Below are 1,484 nucleotides of genomic sequence, written 5' to 3'. Positions count from 1 at the left end.
ATGTAGTGCGGGCTCACCGCCCACAGGATTTCCGGATCGGCGATGATGTGGTTGAGCCCGGAAAGGCCAATTGCCAGGAACCACACCGCCGTCACCGGGCCGAACACCAATCCTACCCCGCCCGTGCCGAAGCGCTGCACCGCAAACACCATGGCAAGAATGACCAGTGTCAGCGGCACGACATAGGGCTGGAAGGTCGGCGTGACGACATTCATGCCCTCAACCGCCGACAGCACCGATATCGCCGGCGTGATGACGGCATCACCGAAGAAAAGCGATGCCCCGACAATGCCGATGCCGAGCATCAGCGCCGAGCGCTTGGGGAAACTGCCGCGCGCCAGCGCCATCAGCGACAGCACGCCGCCCTCGCCGCCGTTATCGGCGCGCAGCACGAACATGATGTACTTGATGGTGACGATGATCGTCAGCGACCAGATGATCAGCGACAGCACGCCGAGAATATCGCCGCGCTGGGCGACATTGCCGCCCGACGACGCCACCAGCGCCTCGCGAAAGGCGTAGATCGGGCTGGTGCCAATATCGCCATAGACAACGCCGAGCGCGCCTAGCATCAGCACCTTGGGGCTTTGCTGTTCGATTGCAGGATGGCTCGACTGTTCGACGGGTTCAGCCTCGCTACCAGTATTGGTAAGGACCATGGACGACACTCCGATAAGGGGCGGCCCTCTACCTTTGCTGCACTGCAATATCAAGTGCCGCGACGTAATGGCTCCGTATGCGGACCGCATTTGTTGCCGCACCGGCGGATTGTCTCATACGAAACCACGATCCCGCTCCCGGGCCATTTCCTCGACGAGACACAGGCTCAAGGGGACCTGAAGGAGGGCCAGACCGGATGGGCGATGATCTTCGGCAGGAAACGATGGCGCTGCTTGTAGCTGACGGCATATCTTTCTCCTTTGTGTGTCTGCCAGACGAGTGGGCGGGCACGGAAGTGGTCGCGCTCTGGCTGCCAGACATACTCGTCCAACCTGATGAAAACCTGACTTGTACACCCAGCCCAAACAGGAGGGGTCGGTCTATTACCAAAGGCTCTGAGGGCTGATTCTCTAGGGTTCCCGCCCAGATTGATCCGTGACCCTTGTTGTGTGCCGCCCCGGGTTGATCGGAGGCTCCAACTCCTCAGAAGGTGGAACCATGACAAGCAAGGCGACCAACAAGTTCTCTCCCGAGGTCCGGACCCCCCGCGGTGCGGCTGGTTCTGGATCACGAACGCGAGCATACGTCGCGGTGGGCGGCGGTTTCATCGATCGCCGCCAAGATCGGCTGCAAGAAAGCCGAGCGTGACGGCGGCGTGCGCGCCGGAGTTCCCACGGATGCTGCGACGAAACTGAAGGCTCTGGAACGCGAGAGCCGCGAGCTTCGCAGGCCAACGAGAGCAAAGGCTTCCGCGTATTTTGCCCAGGCGAAGCTCGACCGCCGGTTCAGGCCACGATCGCGTTCATCGACGATCACCGCAAGGC

The 1,484-nt window shown here is 61.5% G+C and carries 1 protein-coding gene, 1 pseudogene and 1 other annotated feature; of the genes and pseudogenes, one reads left to right on the top strand and one right to left on the bottom strand.

The window, feature by feature from the left end:
* A partial coding sequence (locus NKH35_RS31710; RefSeq protein ID WP_352917568.1) for a KUP/HAK/KT family potassium transporter occupies positions 1-659 on the bottom strand: 659 nt, incomplete at its 3' end.
* A gap of 499 nt (positions 660-1,158) precedes the next feature.
* Here NKH35_RS31710 and NKH35_RS31705 point away from each other — a divergent pair.
* Positions 1,159-1,484, top strand: a pseudogene (locus tag NKH35_RS31705) (IS3 family transposase); the annotation flags it as partial.
* Positions 1,411-1,484: a sequence feature (AL1L pseudoknot), on the top strand. This feature is flagged as partial in the annotation. Its footprint overlaps the pseudogene before it by 74 nt.

Origin of the sequence: Mesorhizobium sp. M1143, from assembly GCF_040318435.1 — a bacterium.
Classification (GTDB): domain Bacteria; phylum Pseudomonadota; class Alphaproteobacteria; order Rhizobiales; family Rhizobiaceae; genus Mesorhizobium.
The sequence above is the reverse complement of the archived record's forward strand: the minus strand, read 5'-3'. Positions and strand labels throughout refer to the sequence as shown.